The organism is Arthrobacter sp. 260 (genome assembly GCF_013116745.1).
Classification (GTDB): Bacteria; Actinomycetota; Actinomycetes; order Actinomycetales; family Micrococcaceae; genus Arthrobacter_D.
This window is the reverse complement of the sequence record NZ_JABFOE010000001.1, coordinates 393,501-411,045: the sequence shown is the minus strand read 5'-3', so window position 1 is coordinate 411,045 and position 17,545 is coordinate 393,501. Positions and strand designations below refer to the sequence as shown.

Sequence of the window (17,545 nt, the reverse complement as noted above, 5' to 3'; positions counted from 1 at the left end):
TGGGTACATGTTGGAAACCTCGGCCCGGCTGCTGCAATTACTGTCGCTGCTTCAGCTGCGCCGTGAATGGACCGGCTCCGCCCTGGCCGACAGGATGGATGTCACTGAGCGCACGGTGCGCCGCGACATCGGCAAGCTCCGCACTCTGGGCTACCCCATCCACGCTTCCCCGGGGATCGCTGGCGGGTACCAGCTCGGGGCAGGCGCCCAGCTGCCCCCGCTGCTACTCGACGACGACGAAGCCCTCGCTGTCGCGCTCGGCCTCAGCGCCGTCACGGCGAGCCCCGTGGCGGGCATCGGCGAGGCCTCCGTACGGGCGCTCACCAAACTGGAACAGGTCCTGCCGGGCCGGCTACGCCCCCGGTTTGCCGGCCTGCGCAACGCCGTCACCCGGATGGCGGCGGTCAGCACACCGGTGCGGCCCGAAATTCTCACCGCGCTCTCCGCAGCGATCACCGAGCGTCGCACAGTCGTCTTCAGGTATGCCCGTCAAGACGGTGAATCATCACGCCGGATCGTCGAGCCTTACCGGCTGGTCGACACCGGTCGCCGCTGGTACCTGGTGGCGTGGGATGCCACCCGCGAGGACTGGCGGACGTTCCGGGTGGACCGCTGCCAGTCAGTACCCGCCCAGCGGGACCGCTTCACTCCCCGGCCGCTGCCTGCCCGGGACCTCGCCCTGTACGTCCAGCAGTCAATTACCCGGTCCCCCTACAAGTACGACGTCGTGGTCCGGCTCACTGGGAACATCGCCGATGTCTCGCAAAAGATTTCACCGGATACGGCTGAGCTCCAGAGCGACGGCGACGGCCACACGATCATGCGCGCCGGGTTCGATTCGCTCGATTGGCCCCTGATGCACCTGGTGGCGCTGGAACTGGACTTCGAGATCCTGGACCCGCCGCAGATGCGTGAGCGTGCCCGGCTGGCGGCGGCCCGCCTGAGCGGGGCAGCCGGGGACTGATCCGGTTCTCCCAAGGCCTAGAATTGGTACCAACCATGGCACTGACTATCTCCTATCCCCCCGAACTCCCGGTTTCCGAGCGCCGCGCCGACATCATGGCCGCTATCGCTGCCAACCAGGTGACGATCATCGCTGGCGAGACCGGCTCCGGCAAGACCACCCAGATCCCCAAGATGTGCGTGGAATTGGGGCTCGCGGAGCATGGATTGATTGGCCACACCCAGCCCCGCCGGCTGGCGGCCCGCACCGTCGCCGAACGGATCGCCGAGGAACTGGATGTCAAGGTGGGAGCCGAGGTCGGTTTCCAGGTGCGGTTCACCGGCGAGGTCAGCCGCAGCACAAAGATCAAGCTGATGACTGACGGCATCCTGCTCGCGGAGATCCAGCACGACCGGCTGCTGAAGAAATACAGCACCATCATCATCGATGAGGCCCACGAGCGGAGCCTCAACATCGACTTCATCCTCGGGTATCTGAAGCGGATCCTGCCCCAGCGCCCCGATCTGAAGCTCATCATCACCTCCGCCACCATCGATCCGGAACGCTTCGCCGCGCACTTCGCCGCCGATGAAGCCGTAAGCGTCAAGCAGCCGGCACCGATCATCGAGGTCTCCGGCCGCACCTACCCGGTGGAGATCAGGTACCGTCCGCTCAGCCAGCCGGCGGGCGCGGCTGATGACAGCGCCGATCCCGGGGACCAGGAGGAGGACCGCGACCCGCTCGACGCGGTGTGTGACGCCGTCGACGAACTCGCCACCGAAGCTCCCGGGGACATCCTGGTGTTCTTCTCCGGCGAGCGCGAGATTCGCGACGCTGCCGACGCCCTCCGCGCCCGGGTGCAGGTCAACCCCCGGCTCAAGGGCACTGACATCCTGCCGTTGTTCGCCAGGTTGTCGCTGCAGGAACAGCATCGGGTCTTCCGCCCCTCAGGCCCGGGCCGCCGCATCATCCTGGCCACGAACGTCGCGGAGACCTCGCTGACCGTCCCCGGCATCAAGTATGTGATCGACACCGGTACCGCCCGGATCTCCCGGTATTCACACCGCACCAAGGTGCAGCGGCTCCCAATCGAGCGCGTCTCGCAGGCCTCCGCGAACCAGCGCTCCGGGCGCTGCGGCCGGGTGTCGGATGGCATCGCCATCCGGTTGTACTCCCAGGAGGACTTCGACGCCCGCCGTCCATTCACCGACCCCGAGATCCTGCGCACCAACCTGGCGGCGGTCATCCTGCAGATGAGCGCGATGGGCGTCACCCGCGGCCCCAAGGACGTCGCTGACTTCCCCTTCGTCGAACCACCTGATTCCAAGGCCATCAACGATGGCGTCACCCTGCTCAAGGAGCTCGGCGCCCTCGACCCGTCGGGCAGCATTTCGAAGGTCGGCCGGAAGCTCGCACAGCTTCCCGTGGATCCGCGCCTGGGCCGGATGATCGTTGAGGCCGGCGAGCGGGGATGCGCCAAGGAAGTGATGGTGCTCGCGGCGGCCCTGACCATCCAGGACCCGCGGGAGCGCCCGCAGGCAGACCAGGGCGCGAAACTGCAGACCGCCACGGCGATGCACAAGCGGTTCCTGGATGAGAACTCCGACTTCACCGGCTACCTGAACCTCTGGCGGTACCTGCAGGAGCAGCAGAAGGAACTTTCCTCGACCCAGTTCCGCAAGCTGTGCCGCAACGAGTTCATCAACTACCTGCGGGTGCGCGAGTGGCAGGACCTGTTTGCCCAGCTCCGGCAGCTGGCGAAACCGCTGGGCATCACGCTGTCCCCTGACCCAGTGGACCCGGTGGGCAACGACACCCCGATTCACATCAGCCTGCTCTCCGGGCTGCTCAGCCACATCGGGCTTTATGACCAGCGCAAACGGGAGTACGCCGGTGCGCGGGGGACCCGGTTCGCGATCTTCCCCGGCAGCGCACTCTTCAAGAAATCGCCGGACTGGGTGATGGCCGCCGAACTGGTCGAAACCTCCCGGCTCTGGGCCCGGGTCGCTGCGAAGTTCGACCCGCTGTGGGCGGAAGAGGTGGCGCCGCACCTGGTCAAACGCAGTTACAGCGAACCCCACTGGTCCCGCAAGATGGGCGCGGTGATGGCCCATGAAAAGGTCACCCTGTACGGCGTTCCGATCGTCCCGCAGCGCCGCGTCAACTACGGGCGGATCGACCGCGAAGTTGCCCGCGAAATGTTTATCAGGCATGCCCTCGTGGAGGGTGATTGGAAGACCCACCACAAGTTCTTCCACCGCAACAAGGCACGCCTCGCGGAAATCGAGGAGCTGGAGAACAGGCTGCGCCGTCGTGACCTGATGGTCGACGACGAGACCCTGTTCGAGTTCTACGACTCCCGGGTGGGACCCGACGTGGTCTCCGAACGGCACTTCGACTCCTGGTGGAAGGACACCCGCCATCGTCAGCCGGAACTCCTGGACTTCCTTCCCGGCGATGTGCTCGCCGACGATGACCTCGACGAGTCCGCCTTCCCCAAGACCTGGCATCAGGGCGGGTTCGACCTGCCGCTGAGCTACGAGTTCTCCCCTGGCGTGCAGGGCGCCTCGGACGGCGTCACGGTCCAGATCCCCGTGGTGTTCCTGAACCAGCTCGAGGCGCGGCCGTTCCACTGGCAGATCCCTGGACTGCGGGTGGAACTGGTCACCGCGCTGATCAAGTCCCTGCCAAAACAGGTGCGCAAGAACTTCATTCCCGCCCCCGATGTGGCCAGGAGCGCCGTTGCTGCCCTGAACACCGACTTCGATCCCGACCGGGACGACCTGGAGCAGTCGCTGGAACTGGCGTTGCGGCGGTTGAAGGGGCACATCATCGCGCCCGGTTCCTGGAACCGCGCCGTCCTGCCTGAACACCTCCTGATGACCTTCCAGGTGGTGGACGGCCAGGGCAAGATCCTCGACGAGGGCACCGACCTGGCCGCCCTGCAGGAGCGGTTGGCGCCGCAGACACGCCGCGCGATCGCGGAGTCCCTGGGTGCCACCCCGGCGACCACCCGGCCGGCCAAGGCTCCCGCGAGGGTGCAGTCGCGGGCCGCCGCGACCGGCTCACCGACAGACATTGGGATCACCGAGCGGTCCGGACTCACCGCCTGGACCCTCGGTGACCTGCCCCGGCAGGTCACTCGGTTGGTGAATGGCCACACCGTGACCGGGTATCCGGCTCTGACCGACGAGGGCACCGCCGTCGGGCTGGCGGTCTTCCCCAACACCGCCGAGCAGGAAGCGTCAATGCGCGACGGCGTCATCCGCCTCCTCGCGGTCCGCGTGCCGAGCCCTGCCAAGTACGTGCTGGAGCATCTCAGCAATGCGGAAAAGCTCACGTTTACGCAGAACCCCCACGGCAGCGTGGCGGGACTGATCCAGGACTGCACCCTGGCGGCAGTCGACAAGCTCACCCCGGAGGCCTTGCCCTGGACCGAGGCCGAATTCACTGCCCTTTACGAGACCGTCAGGGCCGAGCTCATCGACACCGTGTTCACCGTGACGGCCACAGTGGAGAAGATCCTGTCCAGCACCCGGCGGATCGAGAAGCAGCTCAAGGGGACCACCAGCCTCGCCCTGATCACAGCGTTGAACGACGTGCGGAGCCAGCTGGAGCAGCTGGTGTACCCGGGCTTTGTCGCGAAAACCGGCTACACCCAGCTCAGCCAGCTACCCCGGTATTTGACCGGCATCGAGACGCGGATCGCCAAGCTGGCGGGCAACGTCCAGCGCGATTCCCTCGGAACGGCGGTGGTCCAGCGGCTGGAAGACGAGTACGACGACGCCGTCGCCGCCCTCGTTCCGGGCGGACGGAAGACTCCGCCCGCCCTGTTGCGGGTGCGCTGGATGCTCGAGGAACTGAGGATCAGCCTGTTCGCTCAGGAACTCGGCACCGCCTACACCGTCTCAGAGAAACGGATCCGCGCTGCGATCGGCGAGGCGATGGCAGCGCAGCGGACCGGGGTAGGGTCCGCCGGGTAAGCACCCGGTGGGCGGCCAGCCGCTAGCTGGCCTCGGGCACGCGCGAGCCGTGACCCGCGTCCCGGAGCGCAGCCCGCAGGGCCGCTGCGTTGGCGTCAAGCCTCTCCGGATCCGGGTTGTGGTCCACCGCATGAACGTCGAAGTCCTTGGAGCTCTGCGTCGGCCAGACGTGGACGTGCAGGTGCGGCACCTCGAACCCCTCCACGAGTACGCCTACCCGCTTCGGGGCGAAAGCGGCCGCCTGTGCCTTGCCGATGGTCTGCGCCACGGCCATCACCTTGCCCAGGAGCTCGGGTTCAGCATCCACCCAGTGCGCCACCTCCTGCCGGGGCAGCACCAGGGTGTGCCCGTCGGTCAGGGGCGCGATCGTGAGGAAAGCCACGACGTCGTCGTCCTTCCAGACGAAGCGCCCCGGAATCTCGCCGTCGATGATCTTGGTGAACAGGGTACTCATGCGAAACTCCTCAGCTTCAAGGTAGGGATGGGTGGGTGTCCGTCTAGGCTCCGGTTGCCACCGGCAACTCGGACCGCGACGACCACTGGGACCAGGATCCCGGATACAGCGCGGCACGGTAGCCGGCAATCTCCAAGGCGGCGATCTGGTGGGCGGCGGTAATCCCCGACCCGCAGTACACGGCGACGTCGACCGTGTCGCTGACCCCGAGGGCCTCGAATCGTTCCCTGAGGTCCTGCGGCGTCTTGAACCGCAGGTCGGCGGCGAGGTTCTCGGTGGTGGGTGCACTGATCGCCCCGGGAATGTGGCCTGCCTTCGGATCCAGTGGTTCCACTTCGCCGCGGAACCGTTCACCGGCGCGGGCGTCCAGCAGGACTCCATCCCGGGCGAGGTCAGCTACGGCATCGAGGCCGGTCACCGGCATGGCCCCCTGCGTCAGGTCGACCTCGCCGAGACAGTGCTGCTCCTCGCCGCCCTCGGTCTCGAAGCCGGCTGCTGTCCAGGCGGTGAGCCCGCCGTCGAGCAGGTGCACCGTCTCAAGCCCGGCCCAGCGCAGCAGCCACCAGAGCCGTGCAGCCGAGGTGTTGCCCGAGTTGTCGTAGGCGACGACGACGTCGCCGTCGTTGATCCCCCACTGCCGGGCGGCTTCCTGCAAGCGGTCAAGGCTCGGGAGTGGGTGCCTGCCCTCGCGGGCTGATGGTTCGGCACTGAGCGTGGACTCCAGGTCAACGTAGACGGCGCCGGGGATGTGGGCTGATTGGTAATGGCCGTGGCCGTGGGGATCGCCCAGCGTCCAGCGGACATCCAGCAGGACCGTCTGCAGACCGGAGGTCATCCGGTCCCGCAGGGCCTGCACGTCCATCAGAGTCTTCATCAAGATCTCCTTTTGAATGTGACCGGCAACACTGCCGGGCCTATGTGCACCAGTCCACCACAGCCGGTGCTGGTTTTGTAATCCGGCACCTCAGACTCATCTGCGGGCTGGGAAGTGGCCGGTAGGCTGAACCCGTGACTATCCTGACGCCCCTCTCCGAACGGTCCTGGGCGGCGGAGGCGATCCGCCGCATCGAAGCCGAGAACAACCGGTCGGCCGATACGCACCTGTATGCGGTTCCATTGCCGGAGCACTGGGGTGTCGACCTGTTCCTCAAGGACGAGTCGACGCACCGCACCGGCAGCCTCAAGCATCGGTTGGCACGGTCCCTGTTCCTCTTCGGCCTGGTCAACGGCTGGATCACCGAGAACACCACCATCGTGGAGGCATCCAGTGGTTCGACGGCGGTCTCGGAGGCCTATTTCGCTCAACTCCTCGACCTGCCGTTCATTGCCGTGATGACCCGGACCACCAGCAAGGAAAAGATCGACCTGATCGAACAGTACGGCGGAGCCTGCCACTTCGTGGAGCACGCTTCCGACGTGTATGACGCTGCCGCCGAGCTCGCTGCCACCGCCGGTGGCCACTACATGGACCAGTTCACGTACGCGGAGCGGGCCACCGACTGGCGCGGCAACAACAACATTGCCGAATCGATCTTCGGCCAGCTCGCCCTGGAACAGCACCCCATCCCCGACTGGATCGTGGTGGGCGCCGGAACCGGCGGCACCAGCGCCACCATCGGCCGGTATATCAGGTACCAGCGTCACCCAACCCGGCTGGCCGTGGTCGACCCGGAGAACTCGGCGTTCTACCCGGCCTGGCTCAACCGCGGCACCTCCGCGGCGGGCAGCCCCTCCCGCATCGAGGGCATCGGACGGCCCCGGCTGGAACCCAGTTTTGTGCCGGGAGTGATCGACCACATGATCCAGGTGCCCGATGCCGCCTCCGTCGCCGCTATGCGGCACCTGAGGGACCTCACCGGCCTTCATGCCGGGCCGTCCACCGGGACCAACCTGTGGGGCGTCTGGCGCCTGATCGCCGGAATGATCGCCGAGGGACGGCGGGGCAGCGTGGTCTCATTGATGTGTGACGCCGGCACCCGGTACGCCGGGTCGTACGACGACGACGCCTGGCTGGCCGCCCGCGGCTTGGATCCGGCACCCGCGGCGGCCCAGCTGGAGCGGTTCTTCTCCACTGGAACGTGGCACGACTGAGCGACCCCAGATAGCGGCGGCCGCGTGAACCGGGTAGAACTGAGGCATGACTGATTCCCTGGTGCTTGGCCCCATGATGCGGTATGTCGACCTCACGTCGGCAAGCATCTGGGTGGAAACCCGCCGCGCGGCGCTGGTGACGGTCACTGCCGGGCAGCGTTCCTGGACTGCCCGGACCTTCGGCGTCCACGGCCACCACTACGCCCTCGTCGAAGTCGATGGCCTGGAACCCGGTTCCGTCTCCGAATACACGGTGTCGATCGACGGGGAACTGGTGTGGCCGGAAGAAGGGTCCCAGTATCCGCCCTCGAAGATCGCCACCCTGGCCCCCGGCAAGCCCATCAAGATGGCTTTCGGCTCCTGCCGGACCAGTGTCCCCCACAACGAGGCCGGCAACGGCAAGCACGGCGTCGATTCAATGCGGGCCTATGCCCTCAACATGGCGAACGGCGTCGACGACGTGGCGTGGCCAGACCTGGTGGTCTTCCTTGGCGACCAGGTGTACGCGGACGTGACTTCCGACGCGATGCAGGAGTTCATCAAGGCCCGGAGGGACATCAGCGAGGAACCCGGCGAGGAACTGAAGGACTACGAGGAGTACGCGCACCTGTACAACCTTGCATGGTCGGACGACGCCAACCGGTGGCTGCTCTCCACCCTGCCCAGCGCCATGATTTTCGACGACCACGACATCCGGGACGACTGGAACACGTCCCTGAAGTGGAAACAGTCAATGGAGGAGACATCCTGGTGGCAGGGACGCATCGTCTCGGGACTTGGGTCCTACTGGGTCCACCAGCATCTGGGCAACCTCTCCCCCGAGCACCGGGCCGGGGACGAAATCTGGCAGGTCATTGCCGGCCATCAGGGCGAGGACGAGTTGGATATCAGCGACGTGCTGGACCGGTTCGCCGACCGGGCGAATCAGCAACCCTCCACCTACCGCTGGAGCTATGCCCGGGAAATCGGCGACGTGCGCCTGGTGGTCGTCGACTCGCGCGCGGGAAGGGTTCTCGACCCCGCCAGGCGCTCGATCCTCGATGAGCAGGAGATGGACTGGCTGGACGGCCAGATGCAGGGCGGCTTCCGTCATCTGCTGATCGCCACTTCGCTGCCCTTCCTGCTCCCCGCCGGCCTGCACCACATCGAGGCCTGGAACGAGGCGCTGGCCGACGGCGCCTGGGGAAAGGTTGGCGCGAAAATCGGCGAGAAAATGCGGCGCACCGTTGATCTGGAACACTGGGGGGCGTTCCAGCGGAGCTTCAGGACTGTCGCACGGATGGCGGTCGAGGTGGCCGACGGGCTGCGAGGCCCGGCGCCGGAGACGGTCACCTTCCTGTCCGGAGACGTGCACTTTTCCTACGTTTCCGAGGTGGAGCGCACCTCGGGCAGCCGGATTATCCAGGCGGTGTGCTCGCCGATCCGCAACCCGCTCCCTCGCGCCATGCGGTTTGCGACGGCAATCCTGTCCTACGGCGTCGCGAGCCCGGTGGGCGCACTGGTGGCCCGATCCGCCAAGGTCCCGAACCCGCCGTTCCGATGGTCAGGCCTCAAGGGGCCCTGGTTCGACAACAACCTCGCGGGCCTCCAGGACGGCCCGGACGGGCTCCGGTTCTGGTGGGAGCGCGGCGTCGTTGTCGACGGAGACCACCTCTCACCCCAGCTTGAGCAGGTGTCGACAGTGACCGTCTCCCCCAGGATCTCACCCGCCGTTACGGGGTCCTCCCAGCACTAGATGGTCACGCTGTCACCCGGGGCCAGATGGCGGAAGTCGGTACCGTACAGTCCGCCGAGCCGGGCAACGTGGCCCTCGACCATCTGCAGTCCCGTGTCATTGAGCAGTGCATCGTGGATCTGATGGGCCCGCGGCGCGCGCACCGAAGTGACAAAGTCGATGACCTCAGCGATCTTCGACCACGGGGCATGCACCGGGACCAGCAGCGTGGTGATGTCGATACCGTGGGGAACGATGAAAGAATCTCCCGGATGGTAGAGGTTGCCGTCAATCACGTAGCCGATATTCGCGACCACCGGGATCTGCGGGTGGATCATCGCGTGCTGGCCGCCGAACGTCTGCACCTCGAACCCGGCAACGCTGTAGCGCTGCTCCGGCGCCGCTGTGTGGACTCTTCCGGAGGCGTCCTCGTCGAGCCGTTCGGCCAGCACACCCGCCACCACCTCCGGCGCGTACACCACCAGGGACGGGTCGTCCTGGAGCGCGGCCACCACCCGGTCCTCGTCGATGTGGTCGGGATGCTGGTGGGTGATCAGGAGGGCGTGCGCACCGGCGAGGGCGGTCTCCACCTCGGAGAACGATCCCGGATCGATGACCAGCACCGCACCCTCTTTTTCCAGCCGGACACAGGAGTGGGTGAATTTGGTGAGCTTCATCGCGTCAGCCTACCGTCAGGGCCCTGCCCGCCAACAGGGCGACCCGCGCAGCGCTGGTAATCTTGTTCGCGGGGTCAGTAATGTCCGAGCCGTCAGGAGGCGATTCACAGTGCCACCAACAGCAGAACCGGCAGCCCGTAAAGGGACTGAACAGCGGGTCACCAAGCAGCGACTGGCAGTGAGCGCAGCGCTCGATGACCTGGACGATTTTGTCAGTACCCAGGAGCTGCACCGGCTGTTGCACGAGGCGGGTCATGCGGTGTCCCTCGCCACCACGTACCGCATTCTGCAGTCGATGTCCGAGGACGGTCTGGTCGATGTGCTGAGGAACGGCGAAAACGAAGCCGTCTACCGCAGGTGCGCAGCCCCCCATCATCATCACCATCTGCTGTGCCGCAACTGCGGCCGAGCGGTGGAAATCGAAGCGCCCGCCGTCGAGAAGTGGGCCGCAAGGATTGCCGAGGAGCACGGCTACACCGAGGTGGCGCACACCGTGGAGATCTACGGCCTGTGCCCGCTGTGCTCGACCGGTCAGGCGCCGGGCTAGGCTGAGCGTACCTGCGTTGGCTGGCGGGTACTGGAGCTGGTTCGCCGCCCCCGCTGCCAGCTGATGGTGCGGCAGATCAAATAGATGACAAAGGAAATGGTCGTCACGTAGGGGCTGATCGGAATCCGCCCGCCGAGCGCCAGCAGGATGCCGCCGACCACCGAGAGGCAGGCGAACACCACGCTGAGAAGCACCACCAGCCGTGGCGATGAGGTCACCTTCAGCGCTGCCGCCGCCGGTGTGATGAGCAGGGCGAGCACCAGCAGGGCCCCCACCACCTGGATGGACAGGGCCACCGAGACGCCGAGCAGGAACATGAACATGATCGACAGTCCGCGCACGGGTACCCCCCGCGCCTCGGCGAGGTCGGCGTCGGCGCTGGCGAAGGTCAGCGGACGCCAGATCGCCAGCAGCGCCACCATCACGGCAAGGGCGCAGCCGACCAGAAGGGACAGCTGCACGTCGTCCACCGAGACGATCTGACCGGTCAGCAGACCGAACTTGTTGGCCGCCCGGCCCTCGTAGAGTGCCAGGAAGAGGATGCCGAGGCCGAGGCCGAACGGCATGATCACGCCAATGATCGAGTTGCGGTCCCGGGCCCTGATGCCCATCACCCCGAGCAACACGGCAGCCATCACCGAACCGACGAGTGAGCCGTAGATGACGTTGGCGCCGATGAGCAGGGCGAACGCGGCGCCGGCAAAGGACAGTTCGGCGATGCCGTGTACGGCGAACGCCAGGTCCCTCATCATCACGAAGGTGCCGATCAGTCCACCCAGCAGCCCGAGTACTGCCCCCGCCCACAGCGAATTCTGCACCAGGGGCAACAGGTCGGCGTAGTTCTCAAAATTGAAGATGGCGGTGAAGATCTCCTGCAGGTCCACTGTCAGTGTCCTTCCGCATGGTGATGGGTGGTGTCATCGGGGAGCCCGACGACGATGATCCGCCCCTTGCTATGCAGAACCTCGACGTTGCTGTTGTAGAGCTCCGAGAGCACCTCGCTGGTCATCACCTCGTGCGGCGGTCCCACCCTGAACTGTCCGCCAGCCAGGTAAAGCACCCGGTCCACATAGTCGATGATGGGGTTGATCTCGTGGGTGACGAAGACGACCGCTGAGTCGTTGTCCCGGCACTGGGAATTGATCAGGCCGCTGACTGCCTGCTGGTGGTGCAGGTCCAGTGACAGGAGCGGCTCGTCGCAGAGCAACACCTGGGGATTGCTGGCCAGTGCCTGCGCCGCGCGGAGCCGCTGCTGCTCGCCGCCGGACAGCCGACCGACCGGGGCGTCGGCGTAGTCCGAGGCCCCCACCTTGTCCAACAGCGCCTCGACTGTCGCGTTGTACTCCTTGCCCCGCCAGCGCAGTCCCCAGCGGTGCCCATCCACGCCCAGGCCCACCAGGTCCCGTGCCCGCAACGGGGTCTCGGGAGGGAACGATTTCTGCTGTGGGATATACCCGATGTCCCGGCTTCCCCGCCGCACCCCGGACCCGTTCACCGTGGCTGATCCAGAGTCGAGTTGCTGCAGACCCAGGAGGACCTTCAGGAGGCTGGTCTTGCCTGACCCGTTCGGCCCGAGGACGGCGAAAAACTCACCGGGGTGGATGTCGAGATCGAGGTCCCGCCAGAGCACGCGGTCGCCAAACGACAGGGACGCCGACCGCAGTTGAACCATCGGTTCAGCGGTGCGGTGATCAGTCGTTCGGTGTTCATGGGTCAAGGCCAGTGGGGTTCAGCTCCAGCAGAAGGTAGGTGGCACCAGATCAGGGGGCGAGGATGCTTTCGATGCCGTCCACGTTGGCGGTCATCCAGCTCAGGAAGTCCTCCCCGTCAGGCACCGTTTCGGTGAAGTTCACAATAGGCACCCCTGCCGCGTCCGCCGCGTCGCGGACGGTCTGGGTCTGGGGGCTTTCCGTCTGCTCATTATAGGCAAGGAAGGCCAGCGACTCGTCCTCCATCAGGTTCATCATGTCGTTCAGGACGGCCACTGACACATCGGAGCCTTCTTCGATGGCCTCGCTATAGCCTTCGGGGGTGACGTTCTGAAGTCCTGCCGCCTCCAGGAGGTAGACCGGGACGGGTTCGGTAATCGCGACGGTCTGCCCGTCGGCGGTGCTGCTGAGGTCAGCCAGCCGGTCGGTCAGCGCGCTGATCCCGGTGGTGAAGTCCTCGACGTTGCTCTGGTACGTTTCGGCGTTGTCCGGGTCGAGGCTGGACAGCTTCGACCCGATGTCCTCAGCGACTGTTGCCATCGCCGCAAGGTCGTACCAGACGTGCTCGTTTACGGATCCGTGGGAGTGATCCGAGTGGTCATCCTCGGCGTGGTCGCCGGACTCATCAGCATGGTCGGCATGTTCCTCCTCGGACTCTTCGTAACCGGAAACGGCGACCGCCGAGACAATGTAGTCGTGGTCCATTTCCACTTCGTCTGCCAGCTGGTGGAGGAACGGGTCATACCCTCCACCATTCTCGATCAGCAGCTCCGCCTCGGACACGGCCAGTTTGTCCTGCACCGTTGCCTCGTAGGAGTGCGGGTCCTGTGAGAGCGAGTTCACGATCGAGGTCACCGTGACGAACTCCCCGCCAATGGTCTCGGCAATGTCTCCGTAGACGTTGGTGGAGGACACTACCTGGATGCCTTCGGCGGACGAGTCAGCAGCGGCCGGGTCACCTGACTGGCCGCACCCGGTCAGGGCAAGTGCCGCCGCTGCTACTCCGACGAAAGCTGTCGATGTGGAAAGACGTCGCATTGTTCCTCGATCTTCAGGGGGTGGGGCCTCGGATGACTACCCGGTGAATTCGAGTCTAACGCAAACGCGAATCATTCGCATATTCTGATGGGGCTACCTGAGACCTCGGTCCACCGTCAGCTCGACGACGCCCTCCCCCGTTCGGCGATGTCCCTGGTTCTGGGTGGCATCGCGGATCTCACCGATCAGCTGCTCAATCACATCCTCGAGGAACAGCACTCCGTGGGTCTCGCCGTCGGGACCGAGCACCCGAGCGAGGTGTGACCCGGTACGCTGCATGGTGCTCAACGCGGTCTCGATTTCGTCGTCCAGGAACAGGTTTGCAAGAGTCCGGACCTTGTTCTCAGTGATCGGCTTGGAGTACATCTCCTCCGAGATCGACATGATGTCCTTGAGGTGCATGTAACCGGTGAGGACATCGTTCTCGTCCATCAGCACGAACCGGGAGAACCCTGTCCTGCCGACCGTCTTCTCAAACTCGGCGGGCGTGGAATCGGTCCGCACACTGACCAGTTCATCCAGTGGCACCATGACGGTGCCTGCTGTCTGGCCAGAGAACTCGAGCGCACCGGAGATCAGCCCTGAGCCGTCGTCGACCAACCCGTGCCGGGTGGACTCCTGGACGATTGACTGCACCTCCTCCAGGGTGAAGGACGAGGTCACCTCGTCCTTCGGCTCCACCCTCATGGCGCGCAGGATGTGGTTGGCCAGCCAGTTCAGCGAGCCGATGATCGGGTTCACGATGCGTGCGATCATGACCAGTGGCGGGGCCAGCAGCAAAGCTGCCTTGTCGGCGACCGACACCGAAATGTTCTTCGGAACCATCTCGCCGAACGTCACGTGCAGGAAGGTCACGACGAGCAGGGCAATCGCAAACGCGATGATGTCAGCCGGGCCCGCAGGGATTCCCACCGTCTCCAGGGGAACCACCAGAAGATGATGAATGGCAGGTTCAGCTACCTGGAGGATGAGCAGCGAGCAGACGGTGATACCGAGCTGCGCGCACGCCAGCATCAGGGAGACGTGTTCCATTGCCCACAGCGTGGTTTTCGCCCGCTTGGAGCCCGCATCGGCCAGCGGTTCGATCTGGCTGCGGCGGGCAGACATCACAGCGAATTCGGCGCCGACAAAAAAGGCGTTGCCGATCAGCAGGACAACCAGCCATATGATTCCGGCCCAGTCGCTCATCGTTGGCCTTCCGTTGCTGCGGCGTTTGCAACGCCTGTGTCATCTGCTGGTTGCAGGGGGATGAAACTGACCCGGTCGATCCGGCGGCCATCCATGCGCTCCACTTCGAGGAGCCCACCGGGGACGTCGACCCGGTCGCCTGGAACCGCTATCCGTCCCAGCTCGGCCATGATGTATCCGGCGACAGTCTCGTACCCTGCCTCGTCCGGCACCGCGAGGTTCGGGATCTGGTCGGTAACCTCGTCGGGACGCATGAGTCCGGGGAAGAACCAGTTGCCCGACGCGCTTTGCAGCACTCCTGGCTTCAGCTTGTCGTGTTCGTCGGCGACCTCGCCGACAATTTCCTCGACCAGGTCCTCCAGGGTGACCACGCCAGCGGTTCCACCGTATTCATCCAGCACCACCGCAAGCTGGAGGTTCGCCTCGCGCAGCTCGGCGAGAAGCGAATCCAGGTGGACTGTCTCCGGCACCCGCAGCACCTCGGTCATGATGGTTCCGGCCGGGAGCCCTGCCCGTTTGTTGCGGGGGACGGCAACTGCCTTCTTGACGTGCACCACACCCCTGATGTCGTCGGGTGAGTCGGCAATCAGCGGAAACCGCGAGAACCCGGTCCGACGGGCGAGGTCGACGACATCGGCAACGCTCTGATCGGAGTCGATGGTTTCCATCCGGATCCGTGGGGTCATGACGTCTGCCGCGGTGCGTTCAGAGAAACTGAAGGTCCGCGCCAGGAAGTTTGCGGTACCGGCGTCGAGGGTCCCCATCTCGGCAGACCGGCGGACCAGCGAGGACAGTTCCGAAGGGGTGCGGGCGCCGGAGATCTCCTCCTTCGCCTCCAGTCCAAAGAGGTTCAGGACGCGGTTCGAGAAGCCGTTGAGGACAATGATCGCGGGTTTGAACACACCGGTGAAGATCAGCTGCGGCCGTGCCAGCAGTTTGCCGATCTTGAAAGGGAGTGCGATCGCGAGATTCTTCGGGACCAGCTCGCCGATCAGCATCGACAACAAGGTGGCGAGGGTCATCGCGATCACCAGGGAAACGGTGCCCAGAACGGCGTCGGGGACGCCGATCGAGGTGAGCGGACCCTGAATCAGTCGCCCGACCGAGGGTTCCATCACGTACCCGGTTAACAGGGTGGTGAGGGTGATGCCCAGCTGGCAGCTGGACAGCTGGGTCGAAAGGGACTTCAGGCACTTGAGCAGGGGCACTGCACCCTTGTCTCCGTTGTCCACAGCGCGCTGAACATACGTTTGATCCAGGGCGACCAGGGAGAATTCCACGGCAACGAAGAACCCGGTGCCCAGGATGAGCAGCATGCCAGCTATCAGGAAATAGATCTCCATGGTGCCGTCACCGCCGCCCGGGCGGTATGGCCCTGATCGCTAGGGGAACACAGTAAATAGCCGGGTGACCCCGGTCTAGAAGGCTCCGAAAGCGGCTCGGTGGAACGTGCTGCCGCGATGCCGGACCCATTGGGGTCGGGCTCAGTGGGACTCAGAGGTGCCGGTAGGTGATGGGCGTAAGTGCGGGGGCTGCCGGCGCAAGTCGATCGTGCTGCGGAGATTCGCTGCGCACGCATCGCGGGCCGGCCCCTAGAGGAACTGTCCATAAGAGCTTCAGTTTACATCAGGGACCGGACCGCACCAGTCCCTGCTACCAGCTCTGTGGCAGCGGCCTGCCTTCTTCATAGCCCGCCGCCGACTGGACGCCCACCACTGCGTTTTCCCGGAACTCGGCGAGGCTGCGCGCACCCGCGTAGGTCATCGAGCTGCGCAAACCGGCGGTGATCATATCCAGGAGATCCTCCACGCCCGGGCGGGCCGGGTCAAGGTACATTTTGGACGTCGAGATTCCCTCTTCGAAAAGTCCCTTCCGTGCCCGTGCGAACACGTCGTCGCGCTGGGTCCGGTTCTGGACGGCGCGTGCCGAAGCCATGCCGAAGCTCTCCTTGTACTGCCGGCCGCTGCTGTCGGTCTGCAGATCACCCGGGCTCTCATACGTGCCAGCGAACCACGAGCCGATCATCACCTGACTGGCACCAGCCGCCAGGGCCAGGGCGACGTCGCGCGGGTACCGGACCCCGCCGTCGGCCCAGACCTGGGCACCGATGGCTCGCGCCGCCTCGGCGCACTCCTGGACAGCTGAGAACTGGGGACGTCCGACGGCGGTCATCATCCGGGTGGTGCACATGGCACCTGGCCCCACCCCGACCTTCACGATGTTGGCGCCAGCCTCCACCAGGTCCCGGACACCGCCAGCACTCACAACGTTCCCGGCGACGATCGGGACTGGCCGGGCGAGCCCGTTGGCAACGCTGCGGACCACCTTCAGGGCGTCGAGCATCTTGCGCTGGTGCCCGTGGGCGGTATCCACCACCAGGACGTCCACCCCGGCGTCGAGCAGCGCCGAGGCTTTGGCCTCTACGTCACCGTTGATTCCGACGGCCGCCGCGACCCGGAGGGCGCCCTTCGCATCCAGTGCCGGCCGGTAGATCGTGGAGCGGAGCGCACCCTTGCGGGTCAGCACGCCCAGGAGTTCACCATCGCGCAGCACGGGGGCCAGGTTGGTGCTGGATGCGTCGAGTTCCTCAAACGCCCGCTGCAGTCCCGCCGCGGGATCCCCCTCGAACCGGGTGGACTCGAAACTGATGAAGCTGGTGCGCATCACCGATTCCAGCGACGCGAACCGGTCGACTCCCTCGCAGTCGGCGGACCGGACCACCCCGATACAGCGGTTCTGTTCATCCACCACCATCACTGCCCCATGAGAGCGCTTGTTGATCAGGTGCAGTGCGTCGATGACGGTGTTGCCCGGCTTCAACCGCAGCGGTGTCTCGTAGACAGCATCGCGGCTCTTCACCCACTGGGTGACCTCCGCGATCACCTCGGACGGGATGTCCTGCGGCAGCACCGCCAGCCCACCGCGGCGGGCGACAGTTTCCACCATCCGCCGTCCCGTCACCGCTGTCATGTTCGCGACGACGAGGGGAATGGTGGTGCCCGAGGAATCGTCACTGGACAGGTCCACATCGAATCTGGAGACCACTTTGGACGCTGACGGGACCAAAAACACGTCCGAATAGGTGAGGTCAGTGGCGGGCTGGTTGATAAAACGCATGGGTGTTGCTCCTGGCTCGGCTTCCCTAAAAGTCTAGGCGGTTCACGCGTCGGCGCGTGATTGCCCCGGTGATTGGCTTGTTAC

The 17,545-nt window shown here is 65.4% G+C and carries 14 protein-coding genes; 5 read left to right on the top strand and 9 right to left on the bottom strand.

Annotated elements, in window-relative coordinates; all coding sequences use genetic code 11:
• Positions 1-7 precede the first annotated feature (7 nt).
• Together HMI57_RS01880 and hrpA are read left to right on the top strand one after the other, a co-directional pair.
• On the top strand, positions 8-964 hold the full coding sequence (locus HMI57_RS01880) for a YafY family protein (protein ID WP_171584189.1): 957 nt from the start codon (positions 8-10) through the stop codon (positions 962-964).
• Positions 965-999: 35 nt separating this feature from the next.
• The gene (gene hrpA / locus HMI57_RS01875; protein ID WP_171584188.1) at positions 1,000-4,926 is read left to right on the top strand and encodes an ATP-dependent RNA helicase HrpA; all 3,927 of its coding nucleotides are present in this window, start codon (positions 1,000-1,002) and stop codon (positions 4,924-4,926) included.
• Positions 4,927-4,948: 22 nt separating this feature from the next.
• Here the strand turns inward: hrpA and HMI57_RS01870 are convergent, their stop codons facing one another.
• Together HMI57_RS01870 and HMI57_RS01865 are read right to left on the bottom strand one after the other, a co-directional pair.
• Positions 4,949-5,380 (bottom strand): HIT family protein, encoded by a 432-nt coding sequence (locus HMI57_RS01870; RefSeq protein WP_171584187.1) that lies wholly within the window; start codon positions 5,378-5,380, stop codon positions 4,949-4,951.
• A 43-nt stretch (positions 5,381-5,423) separates the two neighbouring features.
• Complete coding sequence (locus HMI57_RS01865; protein ID WP_171584186.1) at positions 5,424-6,254, bottom strand: sulfurtransferase; 831 nt, start codon at positions 6,252-6,254, stop codon at positions 5,424-5,426.
• Between the two features lie 134 nt (positions 6,255-6,388).
• Here HMI57_RS01865 and HMI57_RS01860 point away from each other — a divergent pair, with 134 nt between their 5' ends.
• Positions 6,389-7,471 carry a PLP-dependent cysteine synthase family protein gene (locus HMI57_RS01860; protein ID WP_171584185.1) on the top strand — a complete coding sequence of 361 codons (1,083 nt, stop codon included), beginning with the start codon at positions 6,389-6,391 and terminating at the stop codon, positions 7,469-7,471.
• A 46-nt stretch (positions 7,472-7,517) separates the two neighbouring features.
• Positions 7,518-9,206 carry an alkaline phosphatase D family protein gene (locus HMI57_RS01855; RefSeq protein ID WP_171584184.1) on the top strand — a complete coding sequence of 563 codons (1,689 nt, stop codon included), beginning with the start codon at positions 7,518-7,520 and terminating at the stop codon, positions 9,204-9,206.
• Here HMI57_RS01855 and HMI57_RS01850 read toward each other — a convergent pair.
• Positions 9,203-9,862: an MBL fold metallo-hydrolase gene (locus tag HMI57_RS01850; protein ID WP_171584183.1), complete on the bottom strand. Its 660-nt coding sequence runs from the start codon at positions 9,860-9,862 to the stop codon at positions 9,203-9,205. The two genes, HMI57_RS01855 and HMI57_RS01850, sit on opposite strands and share 4 nt — an antisense overlap.
• 109 nt (positions 9,863-9,971) lie before the next feature.
• Here HMI57_RS01850 and HMI57_RS01845 point away from each other — a divergent pair, with 109 nt between their 5' ends.
• A complete protein-coding gene (locus HMI57_RS01845; RefSeq protein ID WP_171584182.1) occupies positions 9,972-10,409 on the top strand; it encodes a transcriptional repressor in 438 nt (145 codons plus the stop codon).
• On the opposite strand, the gene HMI57_RS01840 is transcribed toward HMI57_RS01845, so the two are convergent.
• The 6 genes from HMI57_RS01840 to HMI57_RS01815 form a co-directional block, all read right to left on the bottom strand.
• Entirely contained in the window at positions 10,406-11,293 is an 888-nt protein-coding gene (locus HMI57_RS01840; RefSeq protein WP_171584181.1) for a metal ABC transporter permease, read from the bottom strand. The two genes, HMI57_RS01845 and HMI57_RS01840, sit on opposite strands and share 4 nt — an antisense overlap.
• Before the next feature lie 2 nt (positions 11,294-11,295).
• Positions 11,296-12,081 carry an ABC transporter ATP-binding protein gene (locus tag HMI57_RS01835; protein ID WP_171584180.1) on the bottom strand — a complete coding sequence of 262 codons (786 nt, stop codon included), beginning with the start codon at positions 12,079-12,081 and terminating at the stop codon, positions 11,296-11,298.
• Positions 12,082-12,169: 88 nt separating this feature from the next.
• A complete protein-coding gene (locus tag HMI57_RS01830; RefSeq protein ID WP_171584179.1) occupies positions 12,170-13,156 on the bottom strand; it encodes a zinc ABC transporter substrate-binding protein in 987 nt (328 codons plus the stop codon).
• A 93-nt stretch (positions 13,157-13,249) separates the two neighbouring features.
• Positions 13,250-14,344, bottom strand: a complete 1,095-nt coding sequence (locus HMI57_RS01825; protein ID WP_171584178.1) for a hemolysin family protein — start codon at positions 14,342-14,344, stop codon at positions 13,250-13,252.
• The gene (locus HMI57_RS01820; RefSeq protein WP_171584177.1) at positions 14,341-15,687 is read right to left on the bottom strand and encodes a hemolysin family protein; all 1,347 of its coding nucleotides are present in this window, start codon (positions 15,685-15,687) and stop codon (positions 14,341-14,343) included. The genes HMI57_RS01825 and HMI57_RS01820 overlap by 4 nt, the downstream gene beginning before the upstream one ends.
• A 310-nt stretch (positions 15,688-15,997) precedes the next feature.
• The gene (locus HMI57_RS01815; protein ID WP_171584176.1) at positions 15,998-17,461 is read right to left on the bottom strand and encodes a GuaB1 family IMP dehydrogenase-related protein; all 1,464 of its coding nucleotides are present in this window, start codon (positions 17,459-17,461) and stop codon (positions 15,998-16,000) included.
• Between the last annotated feature and the right edge of the window lie 84 nt (positions 17,462-17,545).